The organism is Mycolicibacterium septicum DSM 44393, from assembly GCF_000455325.1.
Classification (GTDB): Bacteria; Actinomycetota; Actinomycetes; order Mycobacteriales; family Mycobacteriaceae; genus Mycobacterium; species Mycobacterium septicum.
Window position 1 is genome coordinate 3,657,456 of record NZ_HG322951.1, and the last position, 16,594, is coordinate 3,674,049.

Annotated in this window: 13 protein-coding genes and 2 pseudogenes; 9 read left to right on the plus strand and 6 right to left on the minus strand. The window is 66.9% G+C overall.

Features of this window, described 5'->3' with window-relative positions:
- The first annotated feature begins 3 nt into the window (after positions 1 to 3).
- Together pyk and TX88_RS17285 are read left to right on the plus strand one after the other, a co-directional pair.
- Positions 4 to 1,422, plus strand: coding sequence for a pyruvate kinase (gene pyk / locus TX88_RS17280; protein WP_044518471.1), 1,419 nt, complete (start codon positions 4 to 6; stop codon positions 1,420 to 1,422).
- A gap of 47 nt (positions 1,423 to 1,469) precedes the next feature.
- Positions 1,470 to 2,342 (plus strand): acyl-CoA thioesterase II, encoded by an 873-nt coding sequence (locus TX88_RS17285; RefSeq protein WP_044518472.1) that lies wholly within the window; start codon positions 1,470 to 1,472, stop codon positions 2,340 to 2,342.
- Between the two features lie 6 nt (positions 2,343 to 2,348).
- On the opposite strand, the gene TX88_RS17290 is transcribed toward TX88_RS17285, so the two are convergent.
- From TX88_RS17290 to TX88_RS17315, 6 genes and pseudogenes are all read right to left on the minus strand, one after another.
- A complete protein-coding gene (locus TX88_RS17290; protein ID WP_044518473.1) occupies positions 2,349 to 2,906 on the minus strand; it encodes a DUF4190 domain-containing protein in 558 nt (185 codons plus the stop codon).
- A gap of 10 nt (positions 2,907 to 2,916) precedes the next feature.
- A pseudogene (locus tag TX88_RS17295) lies at positions 2,917 to 4,450 on the minus strand (ATP-binding cassette domain-containing protein).
- Entirely contained in the window at positions 4,437 to 5,990 is a 1,554-nt protein-coding gene (gene cydD, locus TX88_RS17300) for a thiol reductant ABC exporter subunit CydD (protein ID WP_209447068.1), read from the minus strand. The pseudogene TX88_RS17295 and the gene cydD overlap by 14 nt, the downstream one beginning before the upstream one ends.
- Positions 5,991 to 6,040: 50 nt before the next feature.
- Complete coding sequence (cydB, locus tag TX88_RS17305; RefSeq protein WP_044518475.1) at positions 6,041 to 7,081, minus strand: cytochrome d ubiquinol oxidase subunit II; 1,041 nt, start codon at positions 7,079 to 7,081, stop codon at positions 6,041 to 6,043.
- A gap of 15 nt (positions 7,082 to 7,096) precedes the next feature.
- Positions 7,097 to 8,590 (minus strand): cytochrome ubiquinol oxidase subunit I, encoded by a 1,494-nt coding sequence (locus TX88_RS17310; protein WP_044518476.1) that lies wholly within the window; start codon positions 8,588 to 8,590, stop codon positions 7,097 to 7,099.
- Between the two features lie 85 nt (positions 8,591 to 8,675).
- On the minus strand, positions 8,676 to 9,266 hold the full coding sequence (locus tag TX88_RS17315) for an HdeD family acid-resistance protein (protein ID WP_044519515.1): 591 nt from the start codon (positions 9,264 to 9,266) through the stop codon (positions 8,676 to 8,678).
- A 207-nt stretch (positions 9,267 to 9,473) separates the two neighbouring features.
- Here TX88_RS17315 and TX88_RS17320 point away from each other — a divergent pair, with 207 nt between their 5' ends.
- From TX88_RS17320 to TX88_RS17350, 7 genes and pseudogenes are all read left to right on the plus strand, one after another.
- Complete coding sequence (locus TX88_RS17320) at positions 9,474 to 10,361, plus strand: ABC transporter substrate-binding protein (protein ID WP_044518478.1); 888 nt, start codon at positions 9,474 to 9,476, stop codon at positions 10,359 to 10,361.
- A 7-nt stretch (positions 10,362 to 10,368) separates the two neighbouring features.
- Positions 10,369 to 11,271, plus strand: a complete 903-nt coding sequence (locus TX88_RS17325) for an amino acid ABC transporter permease (RefSeq protein ID WP_044518480.1) — start codon at positions 10,369 to 10,371, stop codon at positions 11,269 to 11,271.
- 17 nt (positions 11,272 to 11,288) lie between these two features.
- Positions 11,289 to 12,041, plus strand: a complete 753-nt coding sequence (locus TX88_RS17330; RefSeq protein WP_044518481.1) for an amino acid ABC transporter ATP-binding protein — start codon at positions 11,289 to 11,291, stop codon at positions 12,039 to 12,041.
- A gap of 10 nt (positions 12,042 to 12,051) precedes the next feature.
- Positions 12,052 to 12,909: a sulfurtransferase gene (locus TX88_RS17335; protein WP_044518483.1), complete on the plus strand. Its 858-nt coding sequence runs from the start codon at positions 12,052 to 12,054 to the stop codon at positions 12,907 to 12,909.
- 57 nt (positions 12,910 to 12,966) lie between these two features.
- Positions 12,967 to 14,121: a MacS family sensor histidine kinase gene (macS, locus tag TX88_RS17340; protein ID WP_044518484.1), complete on the plus strand. Its 1,155-nt coding sequence runs from the start codon at positions 12,967 to 12,969 to the stop codon at positions 14,119 to 14,121.
- Positions 14,118 to 14,783 carry a response regulator gene (locus tag TX88_RS17345; protein ID WP_244438441.1) on the plus strand — a complete coding sequence of 222 codons (666 nt, stop codon included), beginning with the start codon at positions 14,118 to 14,120 and terminating at the stop codon, positions 14,781 to 14,783. The genes macS and TX88_RS17345 overlap by 4 nt, the downstream gene beginning before the upstream one ends.
- A pseudogene (locus TX88_RS17350) lies at positions 14,678 to 16,594 on the plus strand (condensation domain-containing protein); the annotation flags it as partial. The gene TX88_RS17345 and the pseudogene TX88_RS17350, both read left to right, overlap by 106 nt.

Here is a 16,594-nt window from a genome sequence, read left to right on the forward strand (position 1 = left end):
GACGTGAGCAGACGCGGAAAGATCGTTTGTACGCTTGGTCCCGCTACCAGCACGGATGAGACGGTGCGGGCCCTGGTGGAGGCCGGTATGGATGTCGCCCGGCTGAACTTCAGCCACGGTGACTACACGGACCACGAGGCCGCCTACAAGCGGGTGCGGGCGGCATCAGATGCCACCGGCCGCGCAGTGGGCGTGCTCGCTGACCTGCAGGGTCCCAAGATCCGGCTGGGCCGCTTCGCCGATGGTCCCACCTACTGGGCGGCCGGTGAATCGGTGCGGATCACCGTCGACGACTGTGAGGGCACCCACGACCGGGTGTCCACCACCTACAAGCGGTTGGCCGAGGATGCCCGGCCGGGGGATCGGGTCCTCGTCGACGACGGCAACGTCGGTCTGAAGGTCGATGAGATCGACGGCACCGACGTCGTTTGCACGGTCACCGAGGGCGGACCGGTCAGCAACAACAAGGGCATGTCGCTGCCCGGGATGAACGTGACGGCGCCGGCACTGTCCGAGAAGGACATCGAGGATCTCGAGTTCGCGCTGCGCCTGGGCGTCGATCTCATCGCGCTGTCGTTCGTCCGTTCGCCCGCCGACATCGAACTCGTCCATGAGGTGATGGACCGGGTCGGCCGGCGCGTTCCGGTGATCGCCAAGCTGGAGAAGCCGGAGGCCGTCGAGAACCTCGAGGCGATCGTGCTGGCGTTCGACGCGATCATGGTCGCCCGCGGTGACCTCGGCGTCGAGCTGCCGCTGGAGGAAGTGCCGCTGGTCCAGAAGCGCGCCATCCAGATGGCAAGGGAGAACGCCAAACCCGTCATCGTCGCCACCCAGATGCTGGAGTCGATGATCGAAAGCTCCCGGCCCACCCGGGCCGAGGCCTCCGATGTCGCCAACGCCGTCCTCGACGGTGCTGACGCGGTGATGCTCTCCGGGGAGACCTCGGTCGGCAAGTACCCGCTGGAGGCGGTCCAGACGATGGCCCGCATCATCAAGGCGGTCGAGGACAACTCGGTGACGGTGCCGCCGCTGACCCACACCCCCCGCACCAAGCGCGGTGTCATCTCCTACGCGGCCCGCGATATCGGTGAGCGGCTCGACGCCAAGGCGCTGGTGGCGTTCACCCAGTCCGGGGACACCGTCCGCCGCCTGGCCCGGCTGCACACCCCGCTTCCGGTCCTGGCGTTCACGGCGCTTCCCGAGGTTCGCAGCCAGTTGGCGCTCACCTGGGGCACCGAGACGTTCATCGTGCCGCAGATGGCCAGCACCGACGACATGATCCGGCAGGTCGACAAGTCGCTGCTGGACCTGGGCCGCTACAAGCGCGGTGAGCTGGTGGTCATCGTCGCGGGCGCCCCGCCCGGCACAGTAGGCTCCACGAATCTGATCCACGTGCACCGCATCGGGGAGGACGACGTCTAGCGGTCCTCAGCCGGAGAGCGCCTGCAAAAGATCTCGAAAGGCATTCCTTGACACACCCGGATTTCGAGGAGCTGCTGGCTGTTCTCGATCTGAATCGCGTCGATGACGATCTGTTCATCGGTTCGCATCCGAGCAAGAACCCGGTGCGCACCTTCGGTGGGCAGATGGTCGCGCAGGCTTTCGTCGCCGGCGGCCGCACGCTGGAGCACAAACTCGCCCCGAGTGCGTTGAACGCGCACTTCATCGCCGGTGGCGATCCGGAGAAGGATCTGGAGTTCCACGTCGTGCAGCTGCGCGACGAGCGCCGGTTCGCCAACCGCCGCGTGGATGTCATGCAGGACGGCAACCTGCTGACCACGGTGATGCTGTCCTACATGAACGCCGGCCGGGGGCTGGAGCACAGCGTGCCCGCGCCGGAGGTTCCGCATCCGGACACGCTGCCCAAGATCGATGAGCTGCTCCGCGGTTATGAGAAGACGGTGCCGTTGTTCGTCGAGGCGTTGCGCCCGATCGAATGGCGGTACACCAACGATCCGTCCTGGGTGATGCGGGACAAGGGCGGCAAGCTCGATCACAACCGGGTGTGGCTCAAGACCGAAGGCGTGATGCCCAGCGATCCCGTGCTGCACGGTGCGGCCCTGGTGTACTCCTCGGACACCACGGTGCTCGATTCGATCATCACCACCCACGGGTTGTCCTGGGGATTCGACCGGATCTTCGCGGTGACGATGAACCACTCGGTGTGGTTCCACCGGCCGATCAAATTCGACGAGTGGGTGCTGTACTCCACCACTTCGCCGGTCGCCGCGGAATCCCGTGGGCTGGGCACCGGACACTTCTTCGACGCCTCGGGCCACTTGTTGGCGACGGTGGTGCAGGAAGGCATCGTCAAGTACTTCCCCGATACCACCAGGTCGTGAGGATGCTCAGCGGGTAGGTGTCGGCGTCACACCGAACGAATCCTCGACGCGTCGCTCGAATTCCTGCTCGCACTGCTGCTGGGCCGCGGTGTCGTCGCCCGCGCGCTGCAGGCACTCCACATAGTCGTGGCCGCCGACGTCGTTGAACCAGCGTTCACCGTAGTGCACCCAGATGCCGATGAACACCAGCGACAACACACAGGCGATGGCGCCGAGCACGATCCCGGAGACGGCGACGCCGCCATTGGTGGCCTCGCCGCGTCGGCTGCGTGCTTGGCCGAGGAATCCGAGGATTACGGCGGTGACGCCGAATACCAGCCCGCCGATCACCGACCACGTCAACAGCAGGGCGAAGATCGCGATCACGAGCGCCGCGATGCCCAGCCCGTTGGCGGGGCCGCGTTGGATCGGTTGCATCGGGTAACCGCCGTACGGCGGCGGGGCCGGAGGGTAGGCCCCGGGATAAGCGCCCGGCGGCGGCCCGTAGGGGTACGCCGGTGGCGGGGGAGGTCCGGCCGGCTGTGGCTCGTCAGACCCGGGCGGGTTGGATCGCTCGTCGGTCATGCCTGTGAGGTTACTCGCTGATCGCTGCGCCGGGTTGTGGGCAACGGACGACGGGACAGTCGAGCGTGTCGGGAAGATGATGGGTGGCGACGACGATGGCCCGCTCGGCGGCGAACCAACCACCCGGAGTGAGGATTTCGGTGAGGGATCCGTTGACCGTCGGCGGCGTCGAGGTTCTCGGTCGGCTCGTCGAGCAGGACGACGGAGAAATCTGACAGCAGCACCCTGGCCAGGAGCAGCCGGCGTCGCTGTCCGGCCGACACGGCGGTGTGGCCGCCTTCGAGTACGGTCGACAACCCTTCGGGCAGGCCGGCCAGCCAGTCGGCGAGGCCGACACGCTGGATCGCGGACAGCAGTTCCGGATCGGTGGCATCCCCGCGGACGACGAGCAGATTGTCCCGGACAGTCGTCTCGAAGATGTGCGCATCTTCGGCGAAAAACGCTGCACACCTGGAACTTCCGTTGAGTTTGTCGGCCAGTGCCATGAGCAGGGTGGTCTTGCCCGAGCCACTGGGGCCGACGACGGCGAGCCGCCCCCCGGCCGGCAGATCGACCGGGGGAGCCGCAGGCCGCAGGCGGGCCGCGGGGTCGCTCTCGGTGAGTTCGAGGAGACGCCGTGCGGCGATGCGGGCCTTGGTGAGCCCGACGGCGGCGTCGGGGAGGGCGGTGGTTGCCTCGAAGGCCGACAACGGCAACAGCATCAGGATGGCGAGGGTGGTCGGCGCGGTCGTGGGAGCCAGTGCGATGCCGGCGATGACGGCGCCCACGACGCTGGCGCCGATGGCGATGCTGGGCATGGCAGCGGCCCGCGCCGCGGGGGCCGCTGCGCGGTCGGCGGCCCGCCCCCAGTCGCGGTGGTGGCGCTCAGCGGTGGCGATCACCCCGTCGAGCCGTCCGCTCACCCGCAGTTCGGGCGCGTACTCGAGGGCCAGCATCGTCGCGGAATCACGGTCACTACGGTGTTGAACCGCAACGGATTCCGCAGCGGCCGCCGCACGGGCCGTGAGAGCGGGGGCCACCACTCCGGCGATCAGCAGGCACAGTCCCAACACGGCGGCGGCGCTCGGTGAGATGAGTGCAATGACGCCGACGGATATGCAGCTGAGCACCGTGGCCACCCCGATCGGCAACACCGAGCGCACCACCACATCGGCCAGTTCATCGACGGAACTCCCGACCCGGGCCACCAATTCACCACTGGGCAGCCGCATCGCGTCGTCTTCGGGTCCGGTGGCGAGCTTGCGGTAGAGCCCGGTGCGGGCGTTGGCTGCCGCCCGCAGTGCCGTGTCGTGCGCCGCCAGTCGCTGGCAGTAGCCGAGGACACCGCGCGAGATGCCCAGCGCACGTACCGCGACGACGGCCACGGACAGGTCGAGGATCGGGGGCATCTGCCAGGCGCGGGTGATCAACCATGCCGAGACACCCGCCAGGGCCAGGGCACTGCCGAGCGACAGCACACCGAGAACGCCGGCCAGGATCAGCCGACTCAACCGGGGGCGCAGCAGTTCCAGCGTCAGCCGCAGCAACGGATCACGACGAAACATGAACGGCACCAATCGTGATCACCCGATCGGCGATGGCCAGTATCGGGTCCCGGTGCCCGACCACCACCACCGTGGCGCCGGCATGTGCCCGTGCGACGACGGCCTGCAGCACCCGCTGCTCCAGAGCGGCGTCCAGGTGAGCGGTGGGCTCGTCGAGCAGCAACAACTGCGCGGACGACCCGAGGGTGCGGGCGAGTCCCAGCCGTTGTCGTTGGCCGAGGGACAAACCGACGCCGGTGCGACCGATCTGGGTGTCGAGGCCGTCGGGAAGATCGTCGAGAACGTCGTCGAATCCGGCGTCGCGGCAGGCTCGGTCCAGGTCGGTCAGAGGTCCCAGCAGCTCCAGGTTTTCGCGGACGGTGCCGGGTATGAGGACCGGACGGTGGGGAAGCCAGGCGATACTGTGCCACCACGTCGTCAGATCCAGCTCGGCGACATCGACGCCGTCGACCCGCACTGGCCCCGACGGCAGCGCGGTCAAGCCGAGAATCGCCTGCAGCGCAGTAGATTTTCCGGCCCCGTTGGGTCCCGTCAGCACGGTGACCCGGCCGGGTTCGATCGCCGGGCCCAGACCGTCCAGCTCGATTGTCGGTGCGGAGTTCGGCACCCGGACGCCACCTTGGACCGGCGCATGCGTCTCGCACAGCCGAAAAGCTTGTTCCGCGGCCGTTTTGCCGTCCTGCGCGGCGTGAAAGGCCGCGCCCACCCGGCGTAGCGGCCAGAACACCTCGGGGGCCAGCAGCAGGACCGTCAACCCGGCCGCGAGGGTTATCTCGCCGTAGACCAGCCGCACACCGACACTCACCGCCACCAGGGCCACGCCGAGGGTGGCCAGCAGCTCCAGCACCAACGAGGACAGGAACGCGATCCGTAGCGTCGCCATCGCCGAGCGGCGGTGCGCAGCAGCCAGTTCGGTGATCCGCTGTACCGATCCGGCGGCCCGGCCGAGGGCACGCAGTGTCGGGATGCCTGCCACCAGATCGAGCAGCCGGGCCTGCAGCGTGGTCATCGCTGCCAGCGCGGCGGCCGAGCGCTCGGCGGTGACCAGGCCGATCAGCACCATGAAGATCGGGATCAGGGGCAGCGCGATCACCACGATCGCGGCGGCCTGCAGGTCGTAGCAGGCCATCACCACCACCGCCACCGGAGTGAGGATCGCGGCCTGAACCACCGCGGGCAGATAGCCGGTGAAGTAGGGACGCAGGCCGTCCAGGCCCCGGGTCACCACTGCCGCAGCGGCGTCACGGTCGGCCGCCAATCGCCTCGGCGGAAGGGAGGTCACCGAGCGCAGTACCTGGCCGGACAACTCGCCGATCACTGCGGTCGCGCCGCGCTGCGACAGCCGGCCCTGGAGCCACTGCGCGGCCGCGCGCAGAAGCCAGAGCGCAGACAGCGTGACGATGGCCGCGCCGTGGCGGGTCGCCGAGCCCGGATCGGTGATGATCCCGGCGACGATGTGAGCCAGCACAACGGCTGCCGCGATCGTGCTGGCGCTGATGGTTACGCCGCACCCTACTGTCGCCAGGAGGTGGTGCCGCAGTGCCGTCGTCGATCCGGTGGCGCCGCGGACGCCGAGTGCTCGCCAGAGATTCAGGCTGACCGCCGAGACAGTCCGATGGGGGCCGGGATGCGATCCGCTGAAATCCGTTTGCGGAACACCCAGTACGTCCAGCCCTGGTACACCAGAACCAGAGGCAGCAGTGTCAACGAGGCCCAGGTCATGATCTTCAAGGTGTACGGGGTCGACGAGCCGTTGTAGACCGTCACGCCCCAATCGGGGTTCAGGGTCGAGGGCAGCAGGTGCGGGTACATCGCACCGAACAGCAGGATCACGACGGATGCGACGACCACCACGGTGGCGACGAATGCCCACCCTTCCCGCGACCGCGACCACATGAGCGCGACCGAGATCAGCAGCGCGACGACCGCGACCGCCAGTGGCGCCCAGGTCCACGCCTTGCCGTGGGCCAGCTGCGTCCACAGGCCGAAGCCGCCGGCCAACAGGATCACCGGCAAGCTCAGTGCCCGGGCGAAGCGGAACGCATCATCGCGCACGGGCCCAGCGGTTTTCAGGGCGATGAACACCGAACCGTAGTACGCGAACAACGAAGCCGTGGCCAGCCCGCCGAGCAGGGTGTACGCGTTGAGTACGTCACCGACGGCGTTGTTGACTCGATGGTCGGCGTCAATCGGCAATCCGCGCACCAGGATTGCGAAGGCGACGCCCCAGAGTATGGCGGGCAACCACGAGCCCGCGGCGATGCCGATGTCAGCCCATTTGCGCCACTTGGGGTCATCGATCTTGCCGCGCCACTCGATACCGACGACGCGCAGGATCATCCCGAACAGAATTGCCAGCAGCGGCAGGTACAGCGCCGAGAACATGGTTGCGTACCAGTTCGGAAATGCGGCGAACATCGCGGCACCGGCCGTGATCAGCCACACCTCGTTGCCGTCCCACACCGGGCCGATTGTGTTGAGTACCGCCCGCCTGCGGCTTTCCGGATCGCCCTCGCCTGTGCTGCCCAGCGGGGCCATCAACATCCCGACGCCGAAGTCAAAGCCTTCCAGTACCACGAATCCGAGGAACAGAGCGGCGATGAGTATGAACCAGAGTTCTTGGAGTCCCATCTGAGATCAGTCCTCTCAGTACGCGAACGACAACGGGGCAGATTCGTCCTCGCCGGGAGGCGCGGGCGGTGCCGGCTCGGAATCGTGTTCCTGAGGCCCTTCGGTCACATAGCGCCGCATGAGCCAGAACCAGACGACCGCAAGGACGCCGTAGAGCAGGGTGAAGACCCCGAGGGAGAAGAACACCGTGCCGGCCGAATGATCCGACACGCCTTGTTGCACGGTGAGCCTCACCATCTGGTCACCGGTCGGATTGGGTACCACCACCCAGGGTTGCCGACCCATCTCGGTGAACACCCAGCCGGCGGAATTGGCCAGGAACGGTGTCGGCAGGGTGATCAGCGCGAAGATGCCGAACCACCGCTGATCGGGGAGGCGACGACCACGGGTGAGCCACAGCGCCAGCAGGGCGAACGCCAGCGGTACTGCCATGAGGCCGATCATGGCCCGGAACGACCAGTAGGTGACGAACAGGTTCGGCCGGTAGTCGCCGGGGCCGAACTTGGCTTCGTACTTCTGTTGCAGGTCGTTGACGCCCTCCAGGGTCACGCCGCTGAACTTGCCTTCTGCCAGGAAGGGCAGCACGTAGGGAACCTCGATCACGTGGTTCACGCTGGCGCAGTTGTTGTGCGTGCCGACGGTCAGGACCGAGAAGTCCGGATCGGTCTGCGTGTCGCACAGTGACTCGGCCGAAGCCATTTTCATGGGCTGCTGGACGAACATCAGCTTGCCCTGGACATCACCGGTGAGGAACAACACGACCACGGCCGCCAATGCGACCAAGCTGCCCAGAATCGTTGCCGGCCGGTACATCCCGGCGGAGTCGCGCGCGCCTTCTGCCTCCGGGGTGTCCAGCGCCTCGCCGCGAGCGGCCCTGCGCCGGTCGCGCACCATCAGCCACGCGCTCACGGTCGCGACGAACGTGCCTGCGGTGAGCAGCGATCCGGCGACCACATGCAGGAACGCCCACACCGCAGTGTTGTTGCTCAGCAGGGCACCGAAGTCGATCAGCTCCGCGCGGCCACTCTCAGGGTTGAACTTCGCCCCGACGGGATGCTGCATGAACGAGTTCGCCGCGATGATGAAGAAGGCCGACGCGTTGACGGCGAAGGCCACCATCCAGATGCAGAACAGGTGGACGGCCCGGGGCAGTCGCGTCCAGCCGAAGATCCACAATCCGATGAACGTGGACTCGACGAAGAACGCGACCAGACCCTCGAATGCCAGCGGAGCGCCGAAGATGTCGCCGACGAAGCGCGAGTATTCGCTCCAGTTCATGCCGAACTGGAATTCCTGCACGATGCCGGTCGCGACACCGATCGCGAAGTTGATCAGGAAGAGCTTGCCGAAGAACCGGGTCAGCCGATACCAGCTGTCGTTCCCGGTGACCACCCACACCGTCTGCATCACGGCGATCAGCGGTGCCAACCCGATGGTCAGCGGAACGAATATGAAGTGATAAACGGTGGTGATGCCGAACTGCCACCGTGATACGTCCAAAGCGTCCATCTGGCCCTACTTCCGAGGTCTCAGACCAATCTACGACGGAGTGTAGTAGATGGTTCGGGGCCAGGCGCCGACCTTGACCGGTGTCTTACGTCACCGGAGGCGCCTGGTGTGAGATTGCGGCTTTGAGCTTCTTGGCGTCGCTGCGGATTCCGAAGGCCGAGATGACCTCGAAGACCCCGACGACGATCAGGATGATGCCGGTGACCTGAGTCAGGGCGACCAGGCCTTCCAACGGGGCGACGAACATGATGATGCCGGCGAGGACGCTGACGATGCCGAGGATGATCTCCCAGATGCGCCCAGGCAGGGAGGGGTCCCCGATGGCCGACATCGCTGTGGCGACGCCGCGGAAGATGAACCCGACACCGATCCAGATCGCCAGCAGCTCGATCGAATTGTCCAGGTTCATGAAGCAGAGGACGGCCAGCACGAGTGCCGCGGCGCCGCCGATGAACAGCAACACGCGGCCACCGACCGACGAACGGATGCTGAAGGCCAATACGAGCTGCGAGATACCCGTGATCAACAGATAAGCGCCGAAAAAGATGGCGGTGACGAAGATTGCAGCACCGGGTCGGATGAAAACGAGGATTCCGAGGAGGATGGCAAGGATGCCGGTGACCAATGCCGTCTTCCACAGGTGCGGCAACAAGCTTGGGGCAGCGGTGGTTTCCATGGTCGCAGTCTGGCACATACAGCGGCCCTGAACACGGATTTTACGGTACGGCTGTGGCGCTGAAGCATGCTCGTTAAGGTTCCGTTACCGGCGCTGCATCCCCGGCCGGAGGCCGTTAACGTCTCCGTTTTGGGATAGCCCGAGCCCAGCCGCAGACAGAGAGAAGAGGCAACCGTGACTGTTGGATGTCGTCCCCGACGAAGCAAGATGTGGCGTTTCGCGGTGGTGGTTGCCGCGAGCGGTGCGCTCGTGATGTCGGGCTGCGCGAACAATACCGAATCCGGTGGGTCCGAAACCAAGACGACGACCGCGGCAAAGGTTGAGAAGGTCGACTCGATCGCCAACACCCTGCCGGAGCCGATCAAGTCGAGCGGCAAACTCATCGTCGGTACCGACCCGTCCTACCCGCCCAACGAGTTCAAGGATCCCGCCGGGCAGATCATTGGCTTCGACGTCGATTTGATGAATGCGATCGCCGCCACCCTGGGCCTCACCCCGGAGTACCGGGCGTCGTTGTTCGACAAGATCATCCCGTCGGTACAGGGCGGAAACTACAACGTCGGCATGTCGTCGTTCACCGACTCGAAGAAGCGCGAGGAGCAGGTGGACTTCGTGACCTACTTCAGTGCCGGTTCGGCGTGGGCGCAGAAGGTCGGTGCGGGGATCAACCCGGAGGATGCCTGCGGCAAGAAGATCGCGGTGCAGACGGCCACGGTGCAGGACACCGACGAACTGCCGGCGCGCAGCGAGAAGTGTGTCAAGGACGGCAAGCCTGCGATCCAGGTCGTGAAGTTCGACGACCAGACTGCGGCCACCAGTGCGGTCATGCTCGGGCAGGCTGACGCCATGTCGGCCGATTCGCCGGTGACGGCGTACGCGATCAAGCAGAGCAACGGAAAGCTTGAGGCGGCAGGGGACGTGTTCGATTCCGCCCCGTACGGCTGGGCGGTGCAGAAGGGCTCGCCACTGGCGGCGTCACTGCAGCAGGCTCTGCAACACCTTATCGACAACGGTGTCTACAAGCAGGTGGCCGCGAACTGGGGTGCCGAGAACGGGATGATCGAGAAGCCGGTCGTCAACGGTGCAATCAACTGAGCCGCCGATGACTGATGCATCGCCGCCGCCCGCCATCGACGCTGTTCCGCTGAGGCATCCGTGGCGGTGGGTGGCGGCGATCGTCATCCTCGTCCTGCTCGGGCTGTTCATCTATGGCGCGGCCACCAACGAGGCCTACGGGTGGAGGACCTACGCCAAGTACCTCTTCGACGAACGCATCTCGCAGGCTGCCTGGAACACGCTGCAACTGACCATCTATTCGATGATCCTGGCGCTTGTTCTCGGCGTGCTGCTCGCCGTGATGCGGCTGTCGCCGAACCCCGTCCTCAAGGCCGTGGCCTGGACGTACCTGTGGATCTTCCGCGGCACACCGATCTACGTGCAATTGGTGCTGTGGGGCCTTGTCCCGGTGATCTACAAGAACATTCAGATCGGCGTACCGTTCGGCCCACGGCTTTTCGAGTTCAGCCTGTCCGATCCGAACGTGTTCTGGCTGGCGGTGCTCGGCCTCGGTCTCAACGAGGCCGCCTACATGGCCGAGATCATCCGGGGCGGCCTGATCTCGGTGCCCGAAGGTCAGACGGAGGCGTCGGTCGCACTCGGGATGTCGTGGGGAATGACCATGCGTCGCACCGTTCTTCCGCAGGCGATGCGCGTCATCATCCCGCCGACCGGCAACGAGTTCATCAGCATGCTCAAGACCACGTCACTGGTCACCGCCGTTCCCTACAGCTTCGAGTTGTACGGTCGCTCAAAAGATATCGGGGTCGCGCTGTTCGAACCGGTTCCGCTGCTGCTGGTGGCGTCCACCTGGTACCTGGCGATCACCAGCGTCCTGATGATCGGGCAGTACTACCTCGAGCGGCATTTCTCGCGGGGCGCGTCGCGCAGGCTCACCTCCAAACAACTTGCGGCCTTGGCCAAAGCCCAGATGGGAGTGACGAATTGACCGCCGCCGCCGAACCGATGGTGCGCGCCGAGAGTGTGTGCAAGAACTTCGGTGCCCTGCACGTCCTCAAGGGCGTGACGTTGGACGTCGGCAGGGGTGAGGTGTTGTGCATGGTCGGCCCGTCGGGCTCGGGCAAGTCGACGTTCCTGCGGTGTATCAACCATCTTGAGCAGGTCAACGCCGGCCGTCTCTACGTCGACGGGGAACTGATCGGCTATCGCGAGCGCGGCGGCAAGCTGCACGAGATGGCCCCGAGGGACGCCGCCCGGCAGCGCCGCGACATCGGCATGGTGTTCCAGCATTTCAACCTGTTCCCGCACCGGACTGCGCTGGAGAACGTCATCGAGGCACCCATCCACGTCAAGCGGGTGAAGAAAGACGCGGCGCTGGCTCGGGCCAAGGACCTATTGGATCAGGTGGGGTTGTCCGCCAAGGCCGACGCGTATCCCGCACAGCTGTCGGGCGGGCAGCAGCAGCGGGTCGCCATCGCCCGCGCGCTGGCGATGAATCCGAAGCTGATGCTGTTCGACGAGCCGACCTCGGCACTGGATCCCGAGCTGGTCGGTGAGGTGCTGGCCGTGATCAAGAAACTCGCGGGCGAGGGCATGACGATGGTGGTGGTCACGCACGAGATGGGTTTCGCCCGTGAAGTGGCCGACAAGCTGGTGTTCATGGACGGCGGCGTCATCGTGGAGAGCGGCAATCCCCGCGAGGTGATGGCCAATCCGAAACATGAACGGACAAAGGAGTTTCTGTCGAAGGTGATGTAGCGTCGATTGCGTGGTTTCCACACGAAATGACGTCTTCGTCACGGTCGGTGAGCTTCGCGAGCACATCGCCTCGGGGGCTCCGGTCACGGTGCTCGACGTGCGGTGGACGCTGGCCGAGCCCGACGGCGAACAGGCCTATCTCGGCGGTCATCTGCCCGGCGCCGTCTACGTCTCACTCGACGACGACCTGACCGACCACCGGGTCACAGGTCGCGGTCGTCATCCGCTGCCGTCGGGAACGGACCTGCAGGCAGCGGCGCGGCGTTGGGGTGTGCGCACCGGTGTGCCCACCGTCGTCTACGACGACTGGAACCGCGCTGGGTCGGCCCGGGCCTGGTGGGTGCTGACCGCGGCCGGGATCGACGGCGTCCGCATCCTGGACGGCGGTCTGTCGGCCTGGTCGGCAGCGGGTGAGGCCCTGCAGTCCGGCCCGGTCACCCCGGAGCCCGGCGACGTCGACGTCGTTCACGACGACCTGTACCACGGCGCCCTGCGCACCCTGACCGCGGAAGCGTCGCAGTCTGCCGTGGACGTGCTGCTGGATGCGCGGGCGCCCGAACGGTTCCGCGGGGACGTCGAACCTGTCGACCCGGTGGCCGGCCACATCCCCGGGGCGGTCAATCTGCCCAGCACCCAGCTGCTTTCCGCGGACGGCACGTTGCTCCCGGATGCCCCGCTTCGCGCGCTGCTGGCCGACCGGGGCGCGACCGGTGGTGCCGACGTCGGTGCGTACTGCGGATCGGGGGTGACGGCGGCGCTGGCGGTGGCCGGGCTGGCCGCAGCCGGGGTGGACGCGGCGCTGTATCCCGGGTCGTGGTCGGAATGGTCCTCGAACCCCGACCGGCCCGTGGCCCGGGGTGACCGGTAGCCGCGACGCGCGAAAACGCTGCGCCCAGGCGCCGCGCGGCAACTTTATGCTGGGCCAATGCAGCGCCGCCCCGACCCGGTCACGCCATTGTGGCGTGCCGCGCAGATCTTCCGGCTGCTGAGCTGTCTGTATGCGCTGGGGTTTCAGATCGCGATCAACGACGATCTGGCGCGTCCGGTGCTCGCCGGTGTGCTGTGCGCGGTACTGATTGCCTGGAGCATCGCGTGCGCGATCGCCTACCTGCAGGGTTTCGGTCGCCGTCCGTCGTGGGTGATCGCCGAGGTCGTCGTGGTCCTGGCCCTCATGCTGTCCACCGAGTTGGTGGCCTCCGACCACTGGATCGCCGACAACCAGTCGTGGCCGACCACACTGTGGGCGACGAATGCCACCATCTCGGCGGCACTGCAATTCGGCCCGGTCGGGGGCATGGCGGCCGGGCTGGCGGTGATGGCTGCGGCGGCCGCGCTGAAGGGCTACGTCAGCATCAATCTGGGCCGCAACGCCACCATCGTCATCGAACTGGCGGTGGGATTGGCGGTGGGGATGGCCGCCCAGACCGCGCGTCGCGCCCACGCCGAGCTGGAGCGCGCGGTGCGGCTGGCCGCCTCGCTGGAGGAACGGGAGCGATTGTCGCGCCGGGTACACGACGGGGCCATTCAGGTGCTGGCCCTGGTATCGCGGCGGGGGCGTGAGATCGGCGGCGAGACAGCGCAATTGGCCGAACTCGCGGGGGAGCAGGAGCGGGCCCTACGTCGGTTGGTCAGTGCACCCGACCCGGAAGTGCACACCGGCGGGGTCGTCGACATCGGCGCGTTGCTGCGGGCCAGGGCCTCGGATCGAGTATCGGTCAGCCTGCCGGCAGAACCGGTGCTGCTCGAACACGGCGCTGCTCACGAGTTGTTCGCCGCGGCGAGCAACGCCCTGGACAACGCTGCCGCGCACGCCGGGCCCGATGCCCGGGTTTTCGTCCTGCTCGAAGACCTGGGGGATTCGGTGACGGTGAGCATCCGCGACGACGGTGTGGGCATCGGTGCCGGGCGACTGGCCGAGGCGGCCCGTGAAGGCCACGTGGGAATCGCGAAATCCATTGTGGGACGGATGGATTGGCTGGGTGGACGGGCGCAGTTGCACAGCGCGCCGGGATGCGGCACGGAGTGGGAGCTGACGCTGCCCCGCGCCGCCACTGAGAAGGGTGGGAAGGGACAGTCATGACCGAGACTGCACTGACCGTGATGGTCGTCGATGATCATCCGATCTGGCGCGACGCGGTGGCTCGGGACCTTGCCGACGAGGGGTTCGACGTCGTGGCCACCGCCGACGGTGTGGCTTCGGCGCGCAGGCGGGCCGGCGTGGTGATGCCCGATGTGGTGGTGATGGACATGAGCCTGTCCGACGGCAGCGGTGCCACGGCCACCGCGGAGGTGCTCGCCGCGTCGCCGTCGTCACGGGTGCTGGTGCTCTCGGCCTCCGACGAGCGCGACGACGTCCTGGAAGCGGTGAAGGCCGGGGCCACCGGGTATCTGGTGAAGAGCGCGTCCAAGGCCGAGTTGACCGAGGCGGTGCGCGCGACTGCCGAGGGGCGTGCGGTGTTCACCCCGGGGTTGGCCGGGCTGGTACTCGGCGAGTACCGGCGCATCGCTCAGCGGCCCGACGACGGACCGGCCACTCCCAGCCTGACCGAGCGGGAGACCGAGGTGCTGCGCTACGTGGCGAAAGGGTTGACGGCCAAGCAGATCGCGACCCGCCTGTCATTGAGTCACCGCACGGTACCGTGGCCCGACTTGCCCAGGTGGTCGAGGCGACCGGTGTCACCGAGCAGCCCGCTGACGAGGGTCTCGGTCCGGTCGTGGCGACCCCGATCATGCGGTGGCTGAAAGGCCTGGAGCGTGTCGACGGCCCGATCGACGAGTTCAATCAGACGGTGGTCCTGCAGGCACCCGCCGGTGCGGCCGAGGACGACGTCGTAATCCTGTTGCAGGCCTTACTGGCTCGGCACGGAATGCTCCGATTGCGTGCCGAGGACGACGGCGCCGGCGGATGGTCGCTGACGGTGCCCGACGCGGGGGCAGTCGACGCCGCTCAATGCTTGCACTCGGTGGACGTGCTGTCCGATGAGGCGCTGGTGGCGGCGAGGTCAGCGCTGGACCCTGCCGCCGGGGCGATGCTCCGCGCGCTGTGGGTGACTTCCACGAGTCAGCTGGTGCTGATCGTTCACCATCTGGCGATCGACGGCGTGTCATGGCGAATTCTGTTGGAGGACCTCGACATCGCCTGGTCCCAGCATCGCGGCGGCCAACCGGTGGCGCTGGCACCGACCGGGATGTCGTTCGCCCGATGGGCGGGCCTGCTGGCTCAGTTCGCGCAGAACCCGCACGTGACGGAGCAGACGCACGCATGGCGGCAGGTCGCGGCCACATCGCCGGTGCTGCCCGCACCGCAACCCGAGGTCGATACCTATCAGACCGCCGGGCAGCTGTCGATGACGCTGGACTGCGAGACCACCCACCTGCTCCTCGGTGAAGTGCCTGCGGCGTTTCACGCAGGCACTCAAGACATTCTGCTGATCGCGTTCGCGCTCGCCGTCGCCGAGTTCTCGCGTGCCGGCGGCGCCCCGATCACCATCGATGTCGAGGGCCATGGCCGCACCGAAGAACTCGGCGCCGATCGCGACATCGACCTGTCGCGCACGGTCGGCTGGTTCACCACCAAATACCCGGTAGCCCTGGCTGTCGGCGAATTGCGCTGGTCCCAGGTGGTCGCCGGTGACGCGGTGCTCGGGACCGTGATCAAAGACGTCAAGGAGCAGCTCCGCGCTCTGCCGGACGGCCTGACCTACGGTCTGCTGCGCTACCTGAACCGCGACGTGGACCTCTCCGGACCCGACCCGGCGATTGCGTTCAACTATCTGGGCCGCCTGGGTGCAAGCCCCGGCGGTACGTCCGGCAATCGATGGCAGATCCAGCCCGAGGGCTTGTCGTTGACTCGCGCCGCCGCGGCGGTGCCCACGTCACTCGGGCATACCGTCGAACTCAACGCGGCCACCCTCGACACGGACACCGGCCTGCAACTGAACGCCGACTGGACGTGGGCGCGCTCGGCGCTCGATGACGAGCAGATCAGCCGATTGAACCGGTTGTGGTTCGAGGCTCTGGTCGGCATCTGCGAGCATGTGCGAAGCGGTGGCGGCGGATTGACTCCATCGGATATCGCCCCTGCGGAGCTGAGCCAGGACGAGATCGACGAGCTCAGCCGGCAACTCCGTATCGCCGACGTCCTGCCGCTGACCCCTTTGCAACAGGGACTGCTCTTCCACGCCGGCACCGCACAGGGCTCCGACGACGTCTACGCGATGCAGCTGGATGTCGCGCTGAGTGGCCCGCTCGACGCGCAGCGGCTGGGCGAAGCGGTGCAGACGGTGGTCCGCAGGCATCCGCAACTTGCGGCCCGATTCCGCGGACAGTTCGAGCAACCGGTGCAGGTCATCCCCGCGGATCCCGTGGTGCCCTGGCGGCACATCGAGTTGGACGCCAACGGCATTGGCGTCGACGAGCAGATCGAGGAGATCTGCGCCGGCGAACGTGCCGCGGTCTGCGACCTCGAGAACCAGCCCGCGTTCCGGGCCGTGCTCATTCGCATCGCCGACGATCGGCATCGGTTCGTCCTGACCGCTCACCACATCGTGCTC